This is a genomic window from Paenibacillus sp. 8b26, assembly GCF_050626875.1.
Taxonomy (GTDB): Bacteria; Bacillota; Bacilli; order Paenibacillales; family Paenibacillaceae; genus Paenibacillus.
Map to the genome: position 1 here is coordinate 5,941,250 of NZ_CP192445.1, position 19,285 is coordinate 5,960,534.

The window sequence follows — 19,285 nt, forward strand, 5'->3', positions numbered from 1 at the left end:
ATCAAAGAAAAGGGACAAACGTATGAAAACTTGGATATTTGCCGGGCTATGTGATAAAAGCGATACCTTGTTATACATCAGTAGTATATTGGCAGCATCCGGTCAACAGGTATTAATTGTGGATGCAACGCTGCGAGGACAGTATCGATACAGCATAGGGATGCTCGACAAACCACTTCCCATTGTGCAGTTTGGCGATTTTGATGTCGCCACGGGTTTTACATCTTGGGATGATCTGCATATCGCTATGATGGCTGATCGGAAAGCAGGTTTGACTTATGACATTGTTATTCTGGATGTAGAGTCACCTGATTTCTGCCCCGTATCTGTTTGGAAAGAGGCAGAACAGCGGGTTTGGGTCAGTGACTATAGCCGGATGTTAATGGACAACGGACAGGTGTGGCTTGAGCGTTTGTTTAGTCAACCTGAATTTCCGAAGAATCTTGTATTTCACAAGTTATTTATACAGGCTGTAGATTGTGGCGTGGAGGAGCCGTATTTGTGGGAATACATGAACCGCTTTCCGGCCTCTTGGCAGCAGGAGCCGTATATACTGCCATGGGATGAAGGGCATCTTGCCCTGAAGCTGGAAAATGAGCACAAACAACAGCTTAAGCTTAAGCCATTGGCCAGAATGTATAAGAAAGAACTGAGTCGTTGTATTGGAGAATTAATGGGTTGGGAACCCAAAGAGAGCCGTCATGCGTTAAAGCGTGCGGAAAGGAGGAAAGCATGAGTACCATTTTGTTTTGGAGCCCGGTTAAGGGAGCGAGTGGAAGCAGTTCTTTGGCGGCATCCATCGCTGTTACCATAGGTAATCTTTATAGAGGGCGGCTGCTGCTGACCCATCTGGGGCGCAGACATAGCGGGATTGAGTCGGGATTTCCCATACAAGAACATCGGATGGACGATCCAAGCTTACAGCTTCAGGAGGGAGGTTGGGATGCTCTTGCACGATTAGCTCTGCGAGGGACATTATCCAGAGAAAATATTCGCAATTATACGACGCCTGTACTGGAGCAGACTCTCGATGTGCTTGAGGGAACCTCAAGCTTTGGAGCCGCGCCGCCACTGTTATCCTCTGCTCTTGTACGAGCAGTGATGGATACGGCAGATCAGTATTATGATTTGACGCTGGTCGATGCAGGGAGCGGGGCAGGATGGGGAGCTGTACAGCATGAAGCATGTGTGCGAGCCAAGCTGGCAGTTCTTTCGCTGACTCAAAATATGAGAGAACTGGATGCCTACTTTGAATCTGTGTCTCCATTATCCACTTACTCAGAATTGCCGCTATTGATCGTACTTGGAAAATATGATGTGCACTCTCAAGCAAATGTGGCGAATATTCGCAGGAGATATGGCTACAAGGGAGCGCTCCATACTGTTCCTTATAGCACCGAATTTATGGATGCGTGGAACCGCAGAGACGTGATCGGTCATGTGCAGCGGGATGTACGAAGTGGTAAAGAAAAGGATCGTAAGCTTTTTATGCCTGTGGGATGGGCACAGAGCATGCGTCAGATCAGCAAGGCTATTCTGGAGACGGCAGAGTCCGATCTTCGGCTCAAGGCTTTGGAGAGGGGCGCTTAAATGCTGTCCGCTCAAATGATAAACGGGCTGCTTCTTACCTGCATCGTTCTGTTGTGTATCATACTGGTTATCGTTAAATACCGCGGGAGCCTTCGCTTGCGGCATTCAACCATGCAGGTAGCTCCAGAGAGTAAAGATGCCACATTGGAGGCGCTGATGGAGTATATCAAAAATGCGCTGCACGAGCTAAGTCATAGTCAGATGGCGGATGCCGGATTACATGAGGAGGAATACAGGCGGCGTATCCATCAAAGGGCCGAACTGCGCAGGGCGTTAAAGGACTGTGCCAATGGCAGCAGTGGAGACAAACGTTTTGTTAAAAATTTGATGGCTGAGCTGCTGATTAACGGTTATGGCTTGAATGAAAAGATCGTTGATACCGTTATGCCATTCTCCAGACCAGAGCTGTTTAGCGTACAGGACCAATTCGAAATTGTATTTTACCAATATCAGCAAAAGTTTGGTGTCGATGCCCTGTCTCGCTTGCTGGATACTTATGATTTGGCGGAAATGAGATATTCGCAGCAAGATGAAGAGGATGGAAGCTATCATATCACGGCAGAGGATATCCGCTATATCTATGACTGTGAGCATCGCCCTCTCTCCTTTCTGGAGAAGGTAGATATTATTGTGCAGCGGATTTATCAGCACTATAAAGGCTTTTCCGTCATTGATGATATTCGTGACCAGCGGATCGACGGTGTCAGTGGGGGCGTTAGCGGTGTGCCGGAAGGCGGAATCCCTGTATCGGCTGATTGGCCTCAGGATCAATATGCATTCGAACCAACATCTGAACCGATAGCGAATGGCTATGAGAGTGTATGGATTTTTTATAAAGGCAAGACCATTTACCTTTCATTCCTTTCCTTCGGTTCAGAGCGGGAGCTTAAAAGGGTGTGCCAAAATATTTACAAATACAACTACCCTGGGCAGCTTTCCGAAGCCAATGGTTATAAGGTTAACGAAATGAAGGATGGGTCACGGGTTGTTGTGGTACGACCTCCTTTTTCAGAATCGTGGGCTTTCTTTGTCCGTAAATTCGATATTCAAAGCGCATCGCTCGAGCAATTAATTAAGGGAGAAAATGCCGAGTTTCCGATACAGTTACTTTCTTATTTAATGAAAGGCAGCCGCATCACAGCAATCACCGGAGCGCAAGGTTCAGGTAAAACGACGTTGCTGATGGCGATGGTCAAGCATATTTACGCTTCGTATACGCTTCGTGTGCAGGAAATGGCCTTTGAGCTGCATCTGCGTAGCATTTACAGCCGCCGTAACATTCTGACCTTTCGGGAAACGGATCATATTTCAGGGCAACAAGGGCTCGATTTGCAGAAAAAGACAGATGGAACCGTCAATATCCTTGGTGAAGTAGCGAGTGACGAGGTAGCCGCATGGATGATTCAAATGTCGCAGGTTGCCAGTCTGTTCACCATTTTTACCCATCACGCCAAAACCTTTCGTGATCTTGTGTTCTCCCTTCGTAATTCACTGCTCAAAACAGGAGTGTTTCAGCATGAAGGTATTGCTGAGGAACAGGTCGTTCATGTCATTAACTTTGATGTGCATCTCAAGCGTGATGCTGAGGGACGGCGATTTATTGAACGGATTACGGAATGTGTGCCGCGCGATCCCGATCATACAGATTCAGACTCCAGCTCTGCATCGAGTTATAGCTACCGTCATGTTATGGAATATCGGAATGGGAGATATATGGCGATGGAGCCCCTGACTGTCAAAAGCACAGAAGAAATGTGTGAACAGATGAACGTCAAGGATGCCGGAGATTTTCGCAGATTCCTGACTCGCTATTGGGAGGAAGCCTATGAGTCTTAAAGAAATTTTACTGTGGGTTTTGCTCATTTCGGGTGGGTGCTTTGCGCTTCTCTATGTGACTTTGTGGTGGTTGCGCAAGCGTAATGGTCATGCAATCCGCAGAGGGCGAATTCATTCTGTGCGAGAGGGACGGAAGGGAAAGGCAGTACTGCTACGGCAAATGCAATCTGCAATGCACAAGTTGTATACGATAGGCATGAGATTCCCTGTTACATCCGGGTATATCACGAGTGTACGCAAACGATTATCCGGTTTGCACGCCTACGATGAATATAAGCTTCGCCTTGAGACGATGAAGATGACGTTGTTCATTTGGGGTGCTTTTGCTTGCAGCGGCGTTGTGTTGCTTATGATGAAACCGGGGATAGAGTTTGCCATACTGGCTCTGTTATGCGGAGTGGTGATTAACAGTCTCATCTTGGATATGGCGATTAGCCGGATGGAAAAAAGGCTGCTTGCACAGATGATCGAATTGTTCGCCAATGTACGCCATCATTATCATCAGCACGGCATGGTGGAGGAGGCAATATCCGAGGCGGCCGATTTGGCAGGGGCTGAGGCTGGAAGGCATGCGCGACTTATTCATGAGGCGCTGACGGACGCTGATCCGCATGAAGCGCTGGAAAGATACTATGAGTCCGCTCCTAATCGGTTTTTAAAAGCATTTGCCGGTATCTCGTATATGGTAATGGAGTTTGGTGACCGGATTGAAGAGGGCGGCTCCATTTATTTAAAGGGACTCGGCAGTCTTGCACGCGAAATCCAACTGGAGCTGCTGCGGAGAAATAAACTGGACTACCTGCTCAAAAGTTTAAATGTGATCGCACTTGCACCTGTTTTCTTTACAATGCCAATCGAAAGATGGGCAAGATCCAGCTTTCCATCTATGGATGAGTTTTATCAGGGGAAATGGGGCTTTATCACAAAATTGTCCGTCTATATTGTAATTATAGTATCTTACTTTCTGCTCCAAAAGCTGCAACAGACCGATGAGACTGGATATCGTGCGGGCAAAGGACGGCGGGTCTGGGAGCAAAAGCTGTACCGTTTACCCATTATTCGTAATGTGGTGGATGCTTTAATTCCGCGACAGCATATGCCCTCTTATTTCCAACTGACCCGGCTGCTAAAGGAAAGCGGTGCAGAGGTCAAGCTGGAGTGGCTGTACATACGCAGAATCACTCTTTTTATCGCAGGATTGGTGTTCAGCATCAGTACGGTATTTATTTTACATCAAGCTGAGAAAACGCATATCCTTCACGCTCCGGTTCAATCGGGACAAATGTTTGGGCGTTTGGGTCCAGCGGAGAAAAAAGAAGCTTTCAAGCAGAGTGAGATTGACCGCAAAATGATGCATGCGCTAAACATGAGGGCAGACAGCACCTATGAGCAGACGTATGCAGCATTGGAGCAGGTTTCTGGTGGTAAATTTACTCCGGAGCAGCTTTCCGAAAATACGCGTCGTATCCTGCAAAAGCTGGAAGCGTGGAACGAGGAATACATCAAGTGGTGGGAAGTGCTGATCAGTTTGGTTGCCGGGTATGTAGCCTATCAGATGCCTATGCTTTTATTGTACTTGCAGCGAAAAATGCGGCGCTTGGATATGAGGCATGAGGTTTACCAGTTTCAGACGGTTATTTCGATTTTGCGAGCCATGGAACGAATGTCTGTTGAGGAAATATTGGAATGGCTAAACCGTTTTTCGGTTATTTTCAAAAGACCTTTACAAAAATGCTTGCTTCATTATGAGCATGGGCCTGAGGCAGCACTTGACTTGTTGAAAGAAGAAGCGCCACTGCCCGAATTTCAACGCTTGGTGGACAAGCTGCATCTGTCTTTGGGCAAAATTACGATTCGAGAGGCTTTCGACGATTTAGATTCCCATATGTCCTATTATTTTGAACAAAGAAAACAGGAGTATGAAAAAATTATAGATAGCAAGGCCATTTGGGGAAGGTTGATCGGTTTTGCTCCGATGTACGGTCTTATCTTTTTATATTTGGTCATTCCTTTGATCGGTATGAGCTTTGTCCAAATGGATAGCTATTACGAGCAAATACAAAAGATTCAATAGCAGTTCTAATACGAATATTACGATATTACAAGCTAAGGAGAGAAAAATAATGAATAACGCATCAACAGCCTTAAAAGTAGCTGCTGGCATATTTTTGACCATTGCACTGATCACAATTGTAGTTATTTTGTTTATTTCAGCACAGGAGGCAACCAAAACGGCGCAAAACAATTTTGCCGATATCCAGACCGAGTTGTCTCAAGCCTCTTTTACGGTGTATGACGGTACAACGATCAGCGGGTCCCAGGTGACCAATGCACTGCGGAAATTTCAGGGCAAGGACCAATTCGGGATTCAGATTAAAACTGGAAAAAACATGGCAGGTCAGTGGTATGGAAATGCGCTGAACATTAGCCCTGACAATGAACAGTATGGAGCGGTGAACGGTGGAAGTGATAAGACCGGAAAAATAACGAATACGCTGAATGAGAAAGAAAACGAATACGTAAATCCAAGTGGTAAATTCAAGGCTGAAATCGTCAAAGATAAATCGAATGTTGTACGCGGGCTATTGTTCACTCAATCCTAAGCACCACAGTAAGGATATCAATTGTAAGGGAGATGGGTAGCATGTCTGATCACGCTTCAAGTATGCTGCGGCTTGGTGTGTCAGTTACGCTGTTTATAACCGCATGTGCAGCGGCAGCAGAATTGTCCAGTCAGGTGAGCACTACACTGGAATTAAGATCGCAGCAGGAGGAGCATTCCGAGGGGCGTATCAATCGTACTTTAGAGGTGAGTATGCCAGAACGGGTCAAAGGAACTCAAGTTATGCAGGCAATCCGTATGAACTTGCAGGAAGGCATTCCTGTTCAAGTCGATGGTACAGTGTACGATATGTATTCTGAACCGTTCGAGCCCGATGTATCAGCCCTTGATGCTTCCTCTTTATATTCCATGCATCCACAGCGTGATCAGTATGGAGATATACAATCCATACGTTTTGAGAAATTGGGGGAGGACTGAAGTGGTTCAATCTATATCCAAGCTGTTGGGGGCACTGCTTGCTGTCCTGCTCTTGTACATAGTGCCCGCAGCTCAAGCCGCTGAACGACAGGACGATATATCCGGGTTAAATACGTATCATTCAACTGTACGTTTTGTTGATATGGTGAGAACCAAGGGATATATTACACCGACGATGTATAACGATTTTATGCGTGAGCTAGAGCTGACGGGAAATACGTATGAGGTTGAATTGGAGCATATGCACAAAAAATATGTACCGGACTATGCAGATGCGGCGAGGCCGGATAGCTTTCTCGGCTACTATTCCTCCGTATATGACGGTTACTATAACCCACAAATCTTGCCTGTACTGTTTCCTGACAATCAGCAGCCAAAGTCAGATCAATCACGTCAGTATACCATGATGTCAGGAGATTATTTTACAGTGCGGGTGCACAATACGAATCGCACTCCTGCAGACTTGTACAAATCATGGCTTCTTGGTGGGGCAGATAGCGGCAAACCGGCGGTTACAGCTTCTTACGGGGGCATGGTTCTGAATGAAGATTACTGATTTTGCAGTTATATTTATCCTGCTGTTTTTGCCCTTTGGCGTAGTTAGTGACCTGCGGGTGCAGAATCAGCGCGAAGTACAACAACTCGAAATGAAATATACCTCGGCCCTCCGTACCGCAGTTCAGGATGCTGGTGTCGTGCTTTCACAGAATGAACGTCAGGAACGAGAGGCTGGGTATGGCTCGGACAAGTTTTTTCGTGTAGATAAAGAAGAAGCGCTGCACACCTTTCTGCATAGCCTTTTTCTTAACATGGGAATTGATGGGGATACAGTGGCACAACGTGCACTATTGGATTATATGCCTGCTCTTATGGTTCTGGATTATGACGGCTATTATGCGTTTGCTTCCGTATCTTACACAGATGAGCATGGACAAGCTGTCCAAGGACCCAAATGGAGTGAAAAAAAACCTTATGCCTACGTTGATTCAGCAGGTAACAGTGTTGGATTTACTTTGGACAATTATGTACATGCCTATGATGCTCGGAATCACAGGTGGGTAGAGGGCTTTCAGAAGGAACTTCAGGGACAGACAACGATCTCGTTGCTTAATGACCCGGAAGCTTTTGAGCAAGTACGACGTTCCACCATTGTCCACAGCATTCAGGAGGATCTGGGCCGACTTATTAATCTCCATAACGAAAAGGCAGCACATAATGGTGTATCCTATACTTTCACGCTACCGCTCATCTCACAAGAGGAATGGTATAACACGGTAGATGATGTGGGGCTAATGGCGTTTATCCAGGGAATCCCGGTTGGAGACAGGTACTATAATAACTATGGGTTTGGTGGCGGAAGAGTCGTGAGGAAGCAAGCCATTATCGGCGGCGTAGAGCCGGATACCGGAATGAAATATTTTTACAGAGATTCTTGTCCAGCTCCATTTAAAGCGACAGAGCGTTTTACGGATGAAAAATCTGCGGCGGCCGCAGGGTATTTTGAATATAAATGTTATAATGAATATAAATAAATCTTTAAACAATCTTTAAATAAATCACTCCTACGAGTGGTTTTTCTTTTTTTATAAGCAGACAATATCAAAATCCTTCAAATTCACCCATTTTCAATATTCCGATAAGGCTACTGGATGTGCTACAATAAGGCTTTGAAAGAAATGCATATGAAATAAGAACAGTCGGCATCGCCGATGACAATAAGGAGCCAAAAACAGCTTATGAGTTTATTGACTGTAGAAAATGTATCCCATAACTTTGGGGACCGCGCATTGTTTAAAAATGTATCCTTCCGATTGCTCGGAGGGGAACGTGTAGGTTTGGTGGGAGCCAATGGTGTTGGTAAATCGACACTGATGAACATTCTGACCGGAAAATTGCTTAAGGATGAAGGCAAAGTGGAATGGACTCCACGTGTACGTTATGGATATCTGGATCAGCACACCAAGCTGACACCTGGCAAAACAGTGCGGGATGTACTGAAGGATGCCTTTCTCCCGTTGTTGGAATTGGAAAAGGAAATGATGCAGATCACTGACAAGATGGGTGAAGCTTCTCCCGAAGAACTGGAAGTGCTGCTGGAAGAGATGGGTGAAATTCAGGAACAACTGGATATGGGGGATTTTTACCTCATCGATGTGAAAGTTGAAGAAATGGCGAATGGATTAGGCCTTTCCGCGATAGGACTGGATCGGGATGTATCCGCACTTAGCGGTGGACAACGGACCAAGGTGCTCCTTGCCAAGCTGCTGCTGGAAAAGCCGAATGTGCTGCTGCTGGATGAGCCTACCAACTATTTGGATGTAGAGCATATTGAATGGCTTACACGTTATCTGAAGGATTATCCATATGCATTTATTCTTATTTCTCATGATACTGAGTTTATGAATCAGGTCGTTAATGTCATCTATCATCTTGAATTTGCCAAAATGACCCGTTATTCAGCCAACTATGAAAAGTTTCTTGAAATGGCGGACCTGAACAAAAGCCAGCATATTGAAGCTTATGAGAAGCAGCAGGATTTTATTAAGAAACAGGAAGATTTCATTCAACGCAATAAGGCTCGCGCCTCTACGTCGGGTCGGGCGAAGAGTCGTGAGAAGCAGCTTGATCGAATCGAGCGCATCGATAAACCGGAAGAAGCGGCTAAGCCAACATTCCAATTTAAGGAAGCACGTGCGAGCGGGAAAACGGTATTTGAGGGTATTGATTTTGAAATTGGCTACACCCATGCCCTGTTGCCTAAAATGTCCATGACGATTGAACGTGGCGATAAAATTGCGATTGTGGGCTACAATGGTGTCGGTAAATCGACATTGCTCAAAACTATTCTGGGAAAAATTCCGCCGATCAGCGGCAAGACCTATCAAGGGGATTTCTTGCAGTCAGCTTATTTTGAGCAAGAAGTACGCGCAGAGAAAGTTACACCGATTGAGGATGTGTGGAATGAATTCCCGCACTTGAACCAGCATGAGGTACGGGCGCATTTGGCGCGTTGCGGTTTGAAAAATGAGCATATCACCCGTCCGCTATCCGCGCTCAGTGGTGGTGAGCAGGCCAAAGTCCGCCTATGCAAACTGCTAATGCGGGAAAGCAACTGGGTGCTTTTCGATGAGCCTACTAATCACTTGGACATCAAAGCGAAGGATGAGCTGAAACGTGCCTTGAAGGAATACAAAGGAACGGTATTGCTCGTATCTCACGAACCGGACTTTTACGAGGATTGGGTAACCAAAACGTGGAATGTGGAAGAATGGTCAAGTAAAGTCAACTAAATATCGAGTTCTGTACCAAGCTTCACAAGAAGCGGGGTTTGCAGGATTAGGAAAATATGCTAAGCTATCTTTAGCTGATACAATAAAATAGTTACACTAGGGGAGCCGCCCATGCGGCTGAGACGGAATAAACGGATTTCGGACCCTTTGCACCTGATCTGGGTTATGCCAGCGTAGGGAAGTGAGCGCCGTACAAACGAGGTAACGAAAATCATTACTTTGTTTGTTCGTGGGACGATATACGTATACGGATATGATGGTCCGTTCGGTTATTGGACGTACGTTAAACCACTTCCTTTGGGAAGTGGTTTTTTTGCGTTTTCGTTCGTGTTCATATGTTCGTATTCATATATCGTACCCCTTCATTTTTTTGCTGGTAAACGTGGCTAGTCCATACCGTATAGCACGATATGAGACTGTAAAGATACAGGGTCAGCTTACAACCATTTAGTCTATTGTGAGGTGAGAATGAGATCGAATTGCACGTAATTACGATGGAAGGCGATTCCGATGCACATGCACATACTGCCCAAGTGGCTGCTGCTATTCATCCGTATGTTCATTATGTACACGTGCGGTTGAAGCAGAAGGGCGCATCTGAACTCCTTGCATTGACCCGCAGTATGGCAAATCTGGGAGTTCCTTTACAGCAAATTGCAGTAAATGACCGAGTGGATGTTGCCTTGCTTACCTCCGTTGGAGCTATCCAGCTACCAGCTAACGGATTACCTGTTGGGGATGTCAAAAGTATACTTCCAGAGGGCACGCGCTACGGGGTGTCGGTGCATTCTTTGGAAGAGGCACAGGCTGCCGAACGGGCAGGAGCGGATTATGTACTCTATGGTCATGTGTATGAGACTCACTGCAAGCCGGGGGTCACTCCGCGAGGTATAGTACAGATTGAGCGCATATGCAGGCTGCTGAGCATCCCTGTAATTGCTCTAGGCGGCATACAACCACGCCATATTCACGAGCTGTATACTGCGGGTGCAAGCGGAATTGCGGTGATGTCCGGCATCTGGGAGGCTGAGTCCCCCGTTGCGGCTGCGATGGCGTACAAGCGAATGGCGGATCGGGTAGTGCACAGCCTGTAGTGGCGAAACGAAAGTAGGAGATCGCTGCAAGCAGAATCGATAGTGGAGAGGAGAGATGGAACATATGCCAGAGATAAAAACAGAGGCACAAGCTATTGGACACGCTGAATGCTTGGTGATTGGTGGAGGTGTCATCGGTAGCTCCATTGCTTATCATATGGCCAAGGAGGGTCGCAGTACGATATTGGTGGAACGATTCATTCCGGGCGAGGGAGCCTCAGGGGCTGCGGTCGGGATGCTGGCAGCAGAGAGTGAAGAATTCACCGACCCGGAGTTGGCACAGTTCGCTCGCACAAGCCGGGATGCATTTCCCGAGCTGGTTCATGACCTGGAGCGTTTGTCCGGTGTTGCGGTGGAATTCCGGACAGAAGGATTTGTGACTCCCTTCCGTTCGGAAGCAGAGGGGCAAAAACGCTGGAATGCGGCTATTGCGCAAGAGATTGATCATCCTGTGTGGTGGGATTCCAGAGAATTGGCCCGCCGAATTCCAGGTTTGGATGGTCAAGTGATCGGAGCTATATACCGATCAAAGGAGACGCAAATTTCTCCTGCCCAGCTTTGTCGTGCTTATACGGGGGCAGCTGTCGTACTGGGAGCAACAATATGCTCTGGTACACAGGCGGAGCAACTCGTAGTACAGAATGGGCGAGTTTGTGGCGTACAAACAGACAGTGGTTTTTTTTCCTGCGAACAGGTCATTATTGCTGGAGGCTTGGATAGTATGAGACTGCTGGAGCAGGTTGGTTTTGAATATCCGCTTAATCCGGTCAAGGGTGAGGCTGTTGCAGTCTCCTTGAAGGATCATCCATTGGAATATACCATTTACGCCGATGATATTTACCTGGTGCCCAAGCGGAATAACGAGCTTTGGATTGGGGCGACGAGTCTGCCACATCTGTATGACAAAGAAGTCACCATTGGAAGCCTGGAGGGGCTGCTGGCCCGTGCTTCTGCCTGGCTGCCTCGCGTCCGTGAAGCTTCTTTTATACGCACTTGGGCGGGCTTGCGTCCGCAGGCAGCGGCGGGGCGTCCTTGTATTGGATCTGTTCCCGGCGTGGACGGAGTATATACTGCGGTCGGACACTACCGGAATGGTGTGCTGCTGAGCGAAGCTACCGGGCGTGCGATTGCAGCGCTGTTAAAAGGGGCTGGTGTGGCTGAGCTTGGAATAAGCAGCTTTTCTCCTGAACGTATAAAGGAGGCGAGCAAATGAAGCTGACGATTAACGGTCAGAACATGACCTTTTCTAATCGGATCATTCATGTGGATCAACTGCTGAAAGAGCTGGATTTGAAAGTAAAAACTGTAGTGGTGGAGCTGAATCGTCACATATTGACTCGTGAAGATCATGATGAAGCGGTACTGAAGGATGGAGATAGCTTGGAAATTGTACATTTTGTGGGAGGCGGTTAATCATGTTAACGATTGGCAAAGCATCTTTTACGTCAAGGCTGCTATTGGGTACAGGAAAATTTCCCGATCTGGATATTCAATCCAAAGCTGTGGAAGCTGCGGAGACCGAAATATTGACGTTTGCCGTGCGGAGATTAAATTTGGAGGAACGGGATAAGCAACATTTTCTGGATACGCTGGATTTGAGTTGTTATACGTTGCTGCCTAATACGGCAGGAGCGACGACAGCGGATGAGGCAGTGCGTATCGCTCAGCTGGCGAGAGCCTCAGGTCTGTGCGATATGATTAAGGTGGAGGTCATTGGGGATAGCAAGACCTTGCTGCCTGATCCTTTTGAAACGCTCAAGGCCAGCGAAAAACTGCTGGAGGAAGGCTTTATCGTGCTGCCTTACATATCGGATGATGTGATTCTTGCCAAAAGGCTGCAAAAGCTTGGTGTACATGCCGTTATGCCTGGAGCTTCACCCATTGGTACCGGACGCGGCTTGCTAAACCCGTTCTCATTGGAGCTCATTATTGAACAAGCGGAGGTTCCAGTTATCGTCGATGCCGGTATTCGCTCACCTGGAGATGCAGCAATGGCGATGCAACTGGGGGCAGATGCCGTGCTGTTGAATACAGCTGTCTCAGGAGCTCAGGACCCTGTGAAAATGGCTGAGGCGATGAAGCTGGCTGTTCGCGCGGGCAGATACGGTTTTGAGGCGGGCATGATTCCTGTAAAACGTTATGCCTCGGCAAGCAGCCCGACAGAAGGCTTGGTTCAGGCATGAAGGCGACTGAAAAAACTGGTGTGCAAGTACAACAAAATGATCGTTATTCCAGACAGGAAAGATTCGCCCCTTTCGGGCCGGAAGGACAACGTCGTCTGGCTTCATCCCACGTACTGATCATAGGTGCTGGAGCGCTGGGTACCGGGATTGCGGAAACGCTCGTTCGTGGAGGCGTAGGCACTGTGACCATCGCAGACAGGGATTATGTGGAATGGAGTAACTTGCAGCGCCAGCAGCTTTTTCAGGAGAGTGACGCCGCAGAGAGGTGTCCCAAAGCAGTAGCTGCCCAGCGAAGACTAAAGGAAATCAATTCGGAAACGATCATACATGCACATGTACTGGATGTTGGGGTAGAGGAATTGGAGGAGCTGATTCAGGGAGTGGACCTCATTATGGATGCCACCGACAACTTTGATACCCGGCTACTTATGAACGATATGGCACAAAAGCATCGCATTCCTTGGATTTATGGGGGATGTGTTGGCAGCTATGGTGTAACCTATACCATTTTACCAGGGAAAACGCCTTGTCTTCATTGTCTGCTTGGAGCTGTACCGTTCGGCGGAGAAACCTGTGATACCGCGGGAATTATAGCACAGGCGGTGCAGATGGTCACGGCCAACCAAACCACGGAAGCCTTCAAGCTACTTGGTGGATACCCGGAGGATCTTAGGGGGAAGCTGCTTTCGTTCGATCTGTGGCAAAATGAGTATGTAGCGATAGCAGTAGACAGTATCAAAAAAGCGGATTGTCCTTCTTGTGGCACTCATCCGACCTACCCTTATTTGTCGGCAGCCCATCGCCAGAAAACAGATGTACTGTGCGGCCGGGATACCGTTCAAATTAGACCAGCAAAGCCGATACAGGTGAATCTTAAAGAAATAGCAGACAGACTGGCTTCTTTGGGAGAGGGAAGAGTGGAGCAAAATCCGTTTCTGGTTTCTTTTAGTCAGGGAGCGCACCGTTTAGTTATTTTTGCAGATGGAAGAGCCTTGATACACGGAACGAAGGACGTAACAGAAGCAAGGAAAATCTATCAACGCTATTTAGGCTAAACCGTAAAAGCAGGAAGTCTTCCCTCGGGGAATGATTTCTCTGCTTTTTTGTTACAATATAATAAATAATGCTTAAAATCGTTTGTATTAGTTACGTCTGTATCCATTTCGCAGTCCTATGTCCAAACACAGGTGGGTGAGAAGAATGAACCCGTTAATTTTACTCGTGAATGGGAATGAAGCATCTGCTACTACGTACGTGCATCAGTTGAAACAGGAAGGCTATCAGGTGGTTTACGCCCGCAATGTAGCGGAGGGAGAGTCCTATTTAGACGAAAATTCTGTGAATTTACTGCTACTCAATATGGAGAATGAGCAGGCCGATACACAAGACTTGATCCGCATCATGCAGCGAAATGATCCCACTGTTCCAATATTCGTAATGACCTCATCGGACGATGAGAACCATATTGTTTCCTGTTTTGAGCAGGGAGCACACGATGTGATTGTCCAACCCTTTTCCCCTAGAGTGCTTCAAGCCAGAGTGGCTAATTTATTGCGGATTTTTGGTACTGCACGTGATGTGAAAAGGCCGATACAGGCGGGTGATTTACATATTGATAGTGGAAGTAGACTGGTAAGCAGAGGCGGACAGAAGCTGGAATTAACTCCGAAAGAATTTGATCTTTTGTTTCATCTGGCTATTCATCTAAATCAGGTTTGCAGCAGGCAGCAAATTTTGAAGGATGTTTGGAAGCATGATTATATTGTAGATACGAACGTAGTGGACGTGTATATCAGGCATTTGAGAGTCAAGGTAGACAAAGGGCAAAGATTCAAAATGATTCGCACGGAACGAGGCATCGGCTATTCACTCAGAACACCCCCTGAAGCAGAGTAATAAAGTATGGGTAAATATAAAAAAGCCGAGACCCAGAGTCCCGGCTTGAATAGGCTAAATCAAATGAATGCTACAGCACGCGGCGTGCTTTGATGTATGTTCTTTTCCAGTTGCCAGAGTTCAAATCGGAGTAAGTAACCCCAGGTCCGCCATATGTGTGTAAAATTTTACCTCCACCTACATAGACCGCTACATGTGTAATGTTGCGACCTGTGGCGCGGCTACCGCTCGAAAAGAACACGAGGTCACCCTTTTTCAGATTGGACTTGGATACGGCATGTCCAACTTTGGATTGTGCAACAGAGGTACGAGGCAAGTCGACGCCGTATTTCTGGAATATGTGCTTCATAAAGGAAGAGCAATCAAAATTGCGTGTAGTGCTTGTGGAAGCTCCAAATTTATAGGGAGTCCCCATATAGTTTTCACCGTAGTTAATTATTTTTTGACCCACAGAAGTAGCGGTGGCAGCTTGAGCCGTATTTGTTCCCTCTAGTGCAAACGTTCCAAAACCGATAGTGGCTGCCACTCCTACGATAATTGCCTTTTTTATGATTTTATGCATGTTCATGTTGTAAGTACCTCCAGAAGTTGATTTGTGCAATATTTTGCTGAGTTGCTAACTAACTTACAGCGTTGAGTATAACAGCTTTAAAGTCGCCTAATATTTGGAAAAGCACGCTCAAATGCTTGAGGGACAAGGCTTACACGCCAATTATTAAAAAACGATTAAAAATTACAATTTGTAAAAAATATCGAATCTCAAAAATCGGGATACATGATAAAACTCTTTATTATCAAGGGTTTCAAAAGAAAAAAGTTCTTTTTCAAAGGTTACAATAATGTCATAATTAATCTTTGCTTTGGATCACAAGCAGCAGTCCACTTTCGATGGAAATCGTCCCTTTTGGAGCGATCAGCTGGTTGCTGACACCGCGTGATTGTCCCATTTTAAGTGTGGCATTGTGCAGTGGATACATAAATCCATCCAGCTCTATACCGGTTACTTCGGCAGTCATAGGAATGAGAGATGTATATGTATAACCCATAGGCTCAATCTCCAGCGTTGATCCAGTGAGTTCAATATAGTTATGGGCGTCCATAATGGCACAGCTTATATGATGTTGCATCGCACGTACCAATATTTGAACATTAGCCAGCGTATGATCCATCCGTGTCCCCGTGACGCCAAGCATAAGCACATGCTCTGCCTGCTCATCCATGGCAATTTCCAGAGCAAGCTCTGTATCTGTCAGGTCCTTGAGCACGGGATCGCACGAAAGCATACGTTTACTTGCGGATTCAACCCGTGACTTTTCCTCAGGTGTTACTGAATCAAAGTCTCCTACAGATACGTGTGGCGTAATGCCGTGTTCGATCAGGAATAGGGCACCTTTATCTGCACCAATAATGAAATCCCCAGGTTGTATTTGTTGTAGATCTTCCTCGACAAGACGGCCGCCGGAAAATACAATCGCGCGCTTCTTCGTCATATCCAACATCCTTTCTGTCTGTCTAGCGTCTGCATAGCTCATCAGCTTTTAAGTATAACGCGTTAAATATGGCTTGCACAATTTTGGAGGGCATAGCTACAATGAAACAGAAAAAAGGAATTGTAACGCGCAGTAGGAAGGAGAGACAAATGATTAACGTTTTGTTTGTGTGTTTGGGTAATATTTGCCGTTCCCCGATGGGGGAGGCGGTACTGAGACATAAAGCGGAGGAACGGGGACTGGGTGCAAAAATTCGGATAGACTCGGCAGGAACAGGAGACTGGCATATTGGGAATTCCCCGCATGAGGGAACGTTAAACCAGCTCAAGCTGCACGGAATTAGTGAACATGGCCTGCAGGCGCGGCAAATGAAAGGTCATGATTTTGAAGCGTTTGATTATATCGTGTGCATGGATGACTCCAATGAGCGAAACATACGCAAAATCGCGGGCGGAGCAGAGGCTGACATATTAAAATTCATGGACCTGCTGCCACAAGAAAAGCTGAGGGAGGTGCCGGACCCATATTTCACTGGGAACTTTGAAGAGACATACCGATTCATGGATGCGGGGTGCAATGCCTTGCTGGACAAAATCATAGAAGAAAAGCTATAATGTGAACGACAGAAGACGGCAAAAATTGCCGTTTTTCGTTATCCAGTTTTGAAAGCGTATCCAATATGCAAAAAAGAGGAAAGAGCATAACGACCCACTCTGGTCGACAAATGCCCAATCCCCATTAGTCTCTGTAGCTTTGGAAAAGCTTCACTCAGGCGCGATCTAAAAAATACATTAGCGCGTCAGGCAGCTCATTTTGCCAAAAGCCCCACAAATGCTTGCCATCCTTTTCTCGATAGGAAACCTCGGCGTTCCGCTCGCGCAGCAAATCAGCGCATTGGCGGTTAAGCTCTACAAAATTGTAAATGCCGGTGTCGCTCTCAAATGCATCTTCCTGAAGACCAACCGTCATCCACACTCGCAGATGGGACAGATCACGCTCACGAGCGATAATTTCTTGTGAAGCTTCATAGTAAGCACCGGACAGGCTGATAATACGATTGAACAGTTGGGGATATAGCAAGGCTAAATGCAGAGACACACTGCCTCCCAGTGAATCTCCAGCCAGAATCCGGGACGATGCATCTCTTCTTATAGGATACTTCTGTTCCACATAGGGAATAATCTCTTCTGCAAAACAGGCGGTGTACGCCTCAAAGCGATTGCCAAAGGGAGCATACTCCTGGGTTCTGATTTTCGTGTTGACTTCAACGCCGACGATGATGAAAGGCTCAACGCCTTCGTCCAGAATGAGACGGTTTGCCTGTGTTGCTATACGGCCAAAATTGAAAAATTCCTCTCCGTCCTGACAGTACACGACCGGATAGCTCAAAATTTCATTATAGCCGGGCGGTAAATAAATACGGAGTGTTCTGGTTTCGCCAAGAAAGCGGCTGTTTATTTCGTCTTTTAGGATGGTTCGTTTCAAATACCGGGAATCCGTCATTATTTGTCACCTTTCTGGGGTATAATTTTGCATTCGGGATCACAATAAGTTAAGATTACCCTGATTGCAATAGATGTTTAAAATTTCAATCATGTACTAAGCTGTTATAGTAAAAAATGTTCCCTGTTACACAAACAAAAATGTGGCAAACTCAAAAAAAATAACTAAATCTTTGACGCAAGCAATATAACAGGTGTATAATAATCCTATAACAGCGGAACTTGATATTCAAATTTTTTTGTTGAGGTGAAGAAAATGAGCAAGGTTCCTTATGAAGTGTACACAGAGGAAGTTGAGGCTCTGTCCGTGCTTTCTCCGGATGGTGAAATTATCAATAAAGATAAATTGCCTAAACTTACAGATGATCAGTTGAAAGAAATTATGTATCGCATGGTATTTACACGTACTTGGGATGATCGTGCCGTTAACTTGGGTCGTCAAGGACGTCTCGGCTTCTACGCTCCGGTATCCGGACAAGAAGCAACCATGATTGGTAGTGAATATGCACTCCAAAAAGAAGACTTTATTGCCCCGGGCTACCGCGATATTCCGCAAATCGTATGGCATGGCCTGCCATTATATCAAGCATTCTTGTATTCCCGTGGTCATCAACACGGCGGCCAAGTGCCGGACGGTGTTAATGTATTGATGCCGCAAATCATCATCGGCGCGCAAATTTTGCACGCTATGGGTATTGCGATGGGATACAAACTGAAAAAACAAAAACAAGTCGCCATTACATATACAGGTGACGGCGGTTCTTCCGAAGGTGACTTCTACGAAGGCCTGAACTATGCCGGTGTTTACAAGCTGCCAGTTATTTTCTTTGTGCAAAACAATGGCTACGCAATCACAACTCCATTTGCGAAGCAAACGGCTGCTCTTTCGATCGCTCACAAAGCGGTTGCTGCCGGTATCAAAGGCGTGAAAATCGACGGAATGGACGTACTCGCAGTTATCAAGGCTGTTCAAGAAGCTGCTGAACGCGGACGTAACGGTGAAGGCGCGACATTGATCGAAGCTGTAACTTACCGTTTCCGTCCACATTCCCTGTCTGACGATGCAAGTAAGTATCGTTCGAAAGAAGAAGAGGGCGAATGGAATGCGAAAGATCCGATTGCCCGTTTTGCGAAATATCTTGAGAAAAAAGGTCTTTGGACTGAAGAAGATACAGCTCGCGTAAAAGAAGAAGCTAAAGCGAAAGTGAACGAAGAGATCAAAAAAGCCGAGAAAACAGAAAAAATGACCATTTCCGGTCTGATCGACAGCATGTTCGAATCTACGCCTAAGCATCTGGAAGAACAAAAAGCTGATTTTAAATAATTGAGCTTGAAATAAATCAGAGAGACCGGGCGGCATCCCG

The 19,285-nt window shown here is 46.4% G+C and carries 20 protein-coding genes and 1 riboswitch; of the genes, 17 read left to right on the top strand and 3 right to left on the bottom strand.

Annotation, left to right across the window (positions count from 1 at the left end):
• Positions 1-22: 22 nt before the first annotated feature.
• The 15 genes from ACQ4MX_RS27575 to ACQ4MX_RS27645 all read left to right on the top strand — a co-directional run bounded on the left by ACQ4MX_RS27575 (position 23) and on the right by ACQ4MX_RS27645 (position 14,929).
• The gene (locus ACQ4MX_RS27575; RefSeq protein ID WP_431088444.1) at positions 23-736 is read left to right on the top strand and encodes a hypothetical protein; all 714 of its coding nucleotides are present in this window, start codon (positions 23-25) and stop codon (positions 734-736) included.
• A complete protein-coding gene (locus ACQ4MX_RS27580) occupies positions 733-1,590 on the top strand; it encodes a hypothetical protein (protein WP_431088445.1) in 858 nt (285 codons plus the stop codon). Before ACQ4MX_RS27575 ends, ACQ4MX_RS27580 begins: the two co-directional genes overlap by 4 nt.
• Positions 1,591-3,426: an ATPase, T2SS/T4P/T4SS family gene (locus ACQ4MX_RS27585; RefSeq protein ID WP_431088446.1), complete on the top strand. Its 1,836-nt coding sequence runs from the start codon at positions 1,591-1,593 to the stop codon at positions 3,424-3,426.
• Positions 3,416-5,500, top strand: coding sequence for a hypothetical protein (locus ACQ4MX_RS27590; RefSeq protein WP_431088448.1), 2,085 nt, complete (start codon positions 3,416-3,418; stop codon positions 5,498-5,500). The genes ACQ4MX_RS27585 and ACQ4MX_RS27590 overlap by 11 nt, the downstream gene beginning before the upstream one ends.
• Positions 5,501-5,549: 49 nt before the next feature.
• Positions 5,550-6,029, top strand: coding sequence for an ABC transporter permease (locus ACQ4MX_RS27595; RefSeq protein ID WP_431088450.1), 480 nt, complete (start codon positions 5,550-5,552; stop codon positions 6,027-6,029).
• 41 nt (positions 6,030-6,070) lie between these two features.
• Positions 6,071-6,466, top strand: coding sequence for a hypothetical protein (locus ACQ4MX_RS27600; protein WP_431088452.1), 396 nt, complete (start codon positions 6,071-6,073; stop codon positions 6,464-6,466).
• Position 6,467: 1 nt separating this feature from the next.
• Complete coding sequence (locus ACQ4MX_RS27605; RefSeq protein ID WP_431088453.1) at positions 6,468-7,022, top strand: hypothetical protein; 555 nt, start codon at positions 6,468-6,470, stop codon at positions 7,020-7,022.
• Positions 7,009-7,998: a hypothetical protein gene (locus tag ACQ4MX_RS27610; RefSeq protein WP_431088455.1), complete on the top strand. Its 990-nt coding sequence runs from the start codon at positions 7,009-7,011 to the stop codon at positions 7,996-7,998. The genes ACQ4MX_RS27605 and ACQ4MX_RS27610 overlap by 14 nt, the downstream gene beginning before the upstream one ends.
• A gap of 204 nt (positions 7,999-8,202) precedes the next feature.
• Positions 8,203-9,756 carry a ribosomal protection-like ABC-F family protein gene (abc-f, locus tag ACQ4MX_RS27615; RefSeq protein ID WP_431088457.1) on the top strand — a complete coding sequence of 518 codons (1,554 nt, stop codon included), beginning with the start codon at positions 8,203-8,205 and terminating at the stop codon, positions 9,754-9,756.
• Positions 9,757-9,844: 88 nt separating this feature from the next.
• Positions 9,845-9,953, top strand: a riboswitch (TPP riboswitch).
• A gap of 282 nt (positions 9,954-10,235) precedes the next feature.
• Entirely contained in the window at positions 10,236-10,850 is a 615-nt protein-coding gene (locus tag ACQ4MX_RS27620; RefSeq protein WP_431088459.1) for a thiamine phosphate synthase, read from the top strand.
• A 64-nt stretch (positions 10,851-10,914) separates the two neighbouring features.
• The gene (thiO, locus tag ACQ4MX_RS27625; RefSeq protein WP_431088461.1) at positions 10,915-12,063 is read left to right on the top strand and encodes a glycine oxidase ThiO; all 1,149 of its coding nucleotides are present in this window, start codon (positions 10,915-10,917) and stop codon (positions 12,061-12,063) included.
• Positions 12,060-12,263 carry a sulfur carrier protein ThiS gene (gene thiS, locus ACQ4MX_RS27630; RefSeq protein ID WP_014281483.1) on the top strand — a complete coding sequence of 68 codons (204 nt, stop codon included), beginning with the start codon at positions 12,060-12,062 and terminating at the stop codon, positions 12,261-12,263. Before thiO ends, thiS begins: the two co-directional genes overlap by 4 nt.
• Before the next feature lie 2 nt (positions 12,264-12,265).
• Positions 12,266-13,033, top strand: a complete 768-nt coding sequence (locus ACQ4MX_RS27635) for a thiazole synthase (RefSeq protein ID WP_134914788.1) — start codon at positions 12,266-12,268, stop codon at positions 13,031-13,033.
• On the top strand, positions 13,030-14,088 hold the full coding sequence (locus ACQ4MX_RS27640) for a ThiF family adenylyltransferase (RefSeq protein ID WP_431088463.1): 1,059 nt from the start codon (positions 13,030-13,032) through the stop codon (positions 14,086-14,088). The genes ACQ4MX_RS27635 and ACQ4MX_RS27640 overlap by 4 nt, the downstream gene beginning before the upstream one ends.
• 145 nt (positions 14,089-14,233) lie before the next feature.
• A complete protein-coding gene (locus tag ACQ4MX_RS27645) occupies positions 14,234-14,929 on the top strand; it encodes a response regulator transcription factor (RefSeq protein ID WP_431088465.1) in 696 nt (231 codons plus the stop codon).
• 70 nt (positions 14,930-14,999) lie between these two features.
• On the opposite strand, the gene ACQ4MX_RS27650 is transcribed toward ACQ4MX_RS27645, so the two are convergent.
• Together ACQ4MX_RS27650 and ACQ4MX_RS27655 are read right to left on the bottom strand one after the other, a co-directional pair.
• A complete protein-coding gene (locus ACQ4MX_RS27650) occupies positions 15,000-15,497 on the bottom strand; it encodes a C40 family peptidase (protein WP_431088467.1) in 498 nt (165 codons plus the stop codon).
• Positions 15,498-15,777: 280 nt separating this feature from the next.
• Positions 15,778-16,419, bottom strand: a complete 642-nt coding sequence (locus tag ACQ4MX_RS27655) for a thiamine diphosphokinase (protein WP_431088469.1) — start codon at positions 16,417-16,419, stop codon at positions 15,778-15,780.
• A 149-nt stretch (positions 16,420-16,568) separates the two neighbouring features.
• Here ACQ4MX_RS27655 and ACQ4MX_RS27660 point away from each other — a divergent pair, with 149 nt between their 5' ends.
• Complete coding sequence (locus tag ACQ4MX_RS27660) at positions 16,569-17,033, top strand: low molecular weight protein-tyrosine-phosphatase (RefSeq protein ID WP_431091429.1); 465 nt, start codon at positions 16,569-16,571, stop codon at positions 17,031-17,033.
• 154 nt (positions 17,034-17,187) lie between these two features.
• On the opposite strand, the gene ACQ4MX_RS27665 is transcribed toward ACQ4MX_RS27660, so the two are convergent.
• Positions 17,188-17,922 carry an alpha/beta hydrolase gene (locus ACQ4MX_RS27665; protein WP_044648253.1) on the bottom strand — a complete coding sequence of 245 codons (735 nt, stop codon included), beginning with the start codon at positions 17,920-17,922 and terminating at the stop codon, positions 17,188-17,190.
• Positions 17,923-18,177: 255 nt separating this feature from the next.
• On the opposite strand from ACQ4MX_RS27665, the gene pdhA reads away from it, so the two are divergent.
• On the top strand, positions 18,178-19,245 hold the full coding sequence (gene pdhA, locus ACQ4MX_RS27670) for a pyruvate dehydrogenase (acetyl-transferring) E1 component subunit alpha (protein WP_134914782.1): 1,068 nt from the start codon (positions 18,178-18,180) through the stop codon (positions 19,243-19,245).
• Positions 19,246-19,285: the final 40 nt, after the last annotated feature.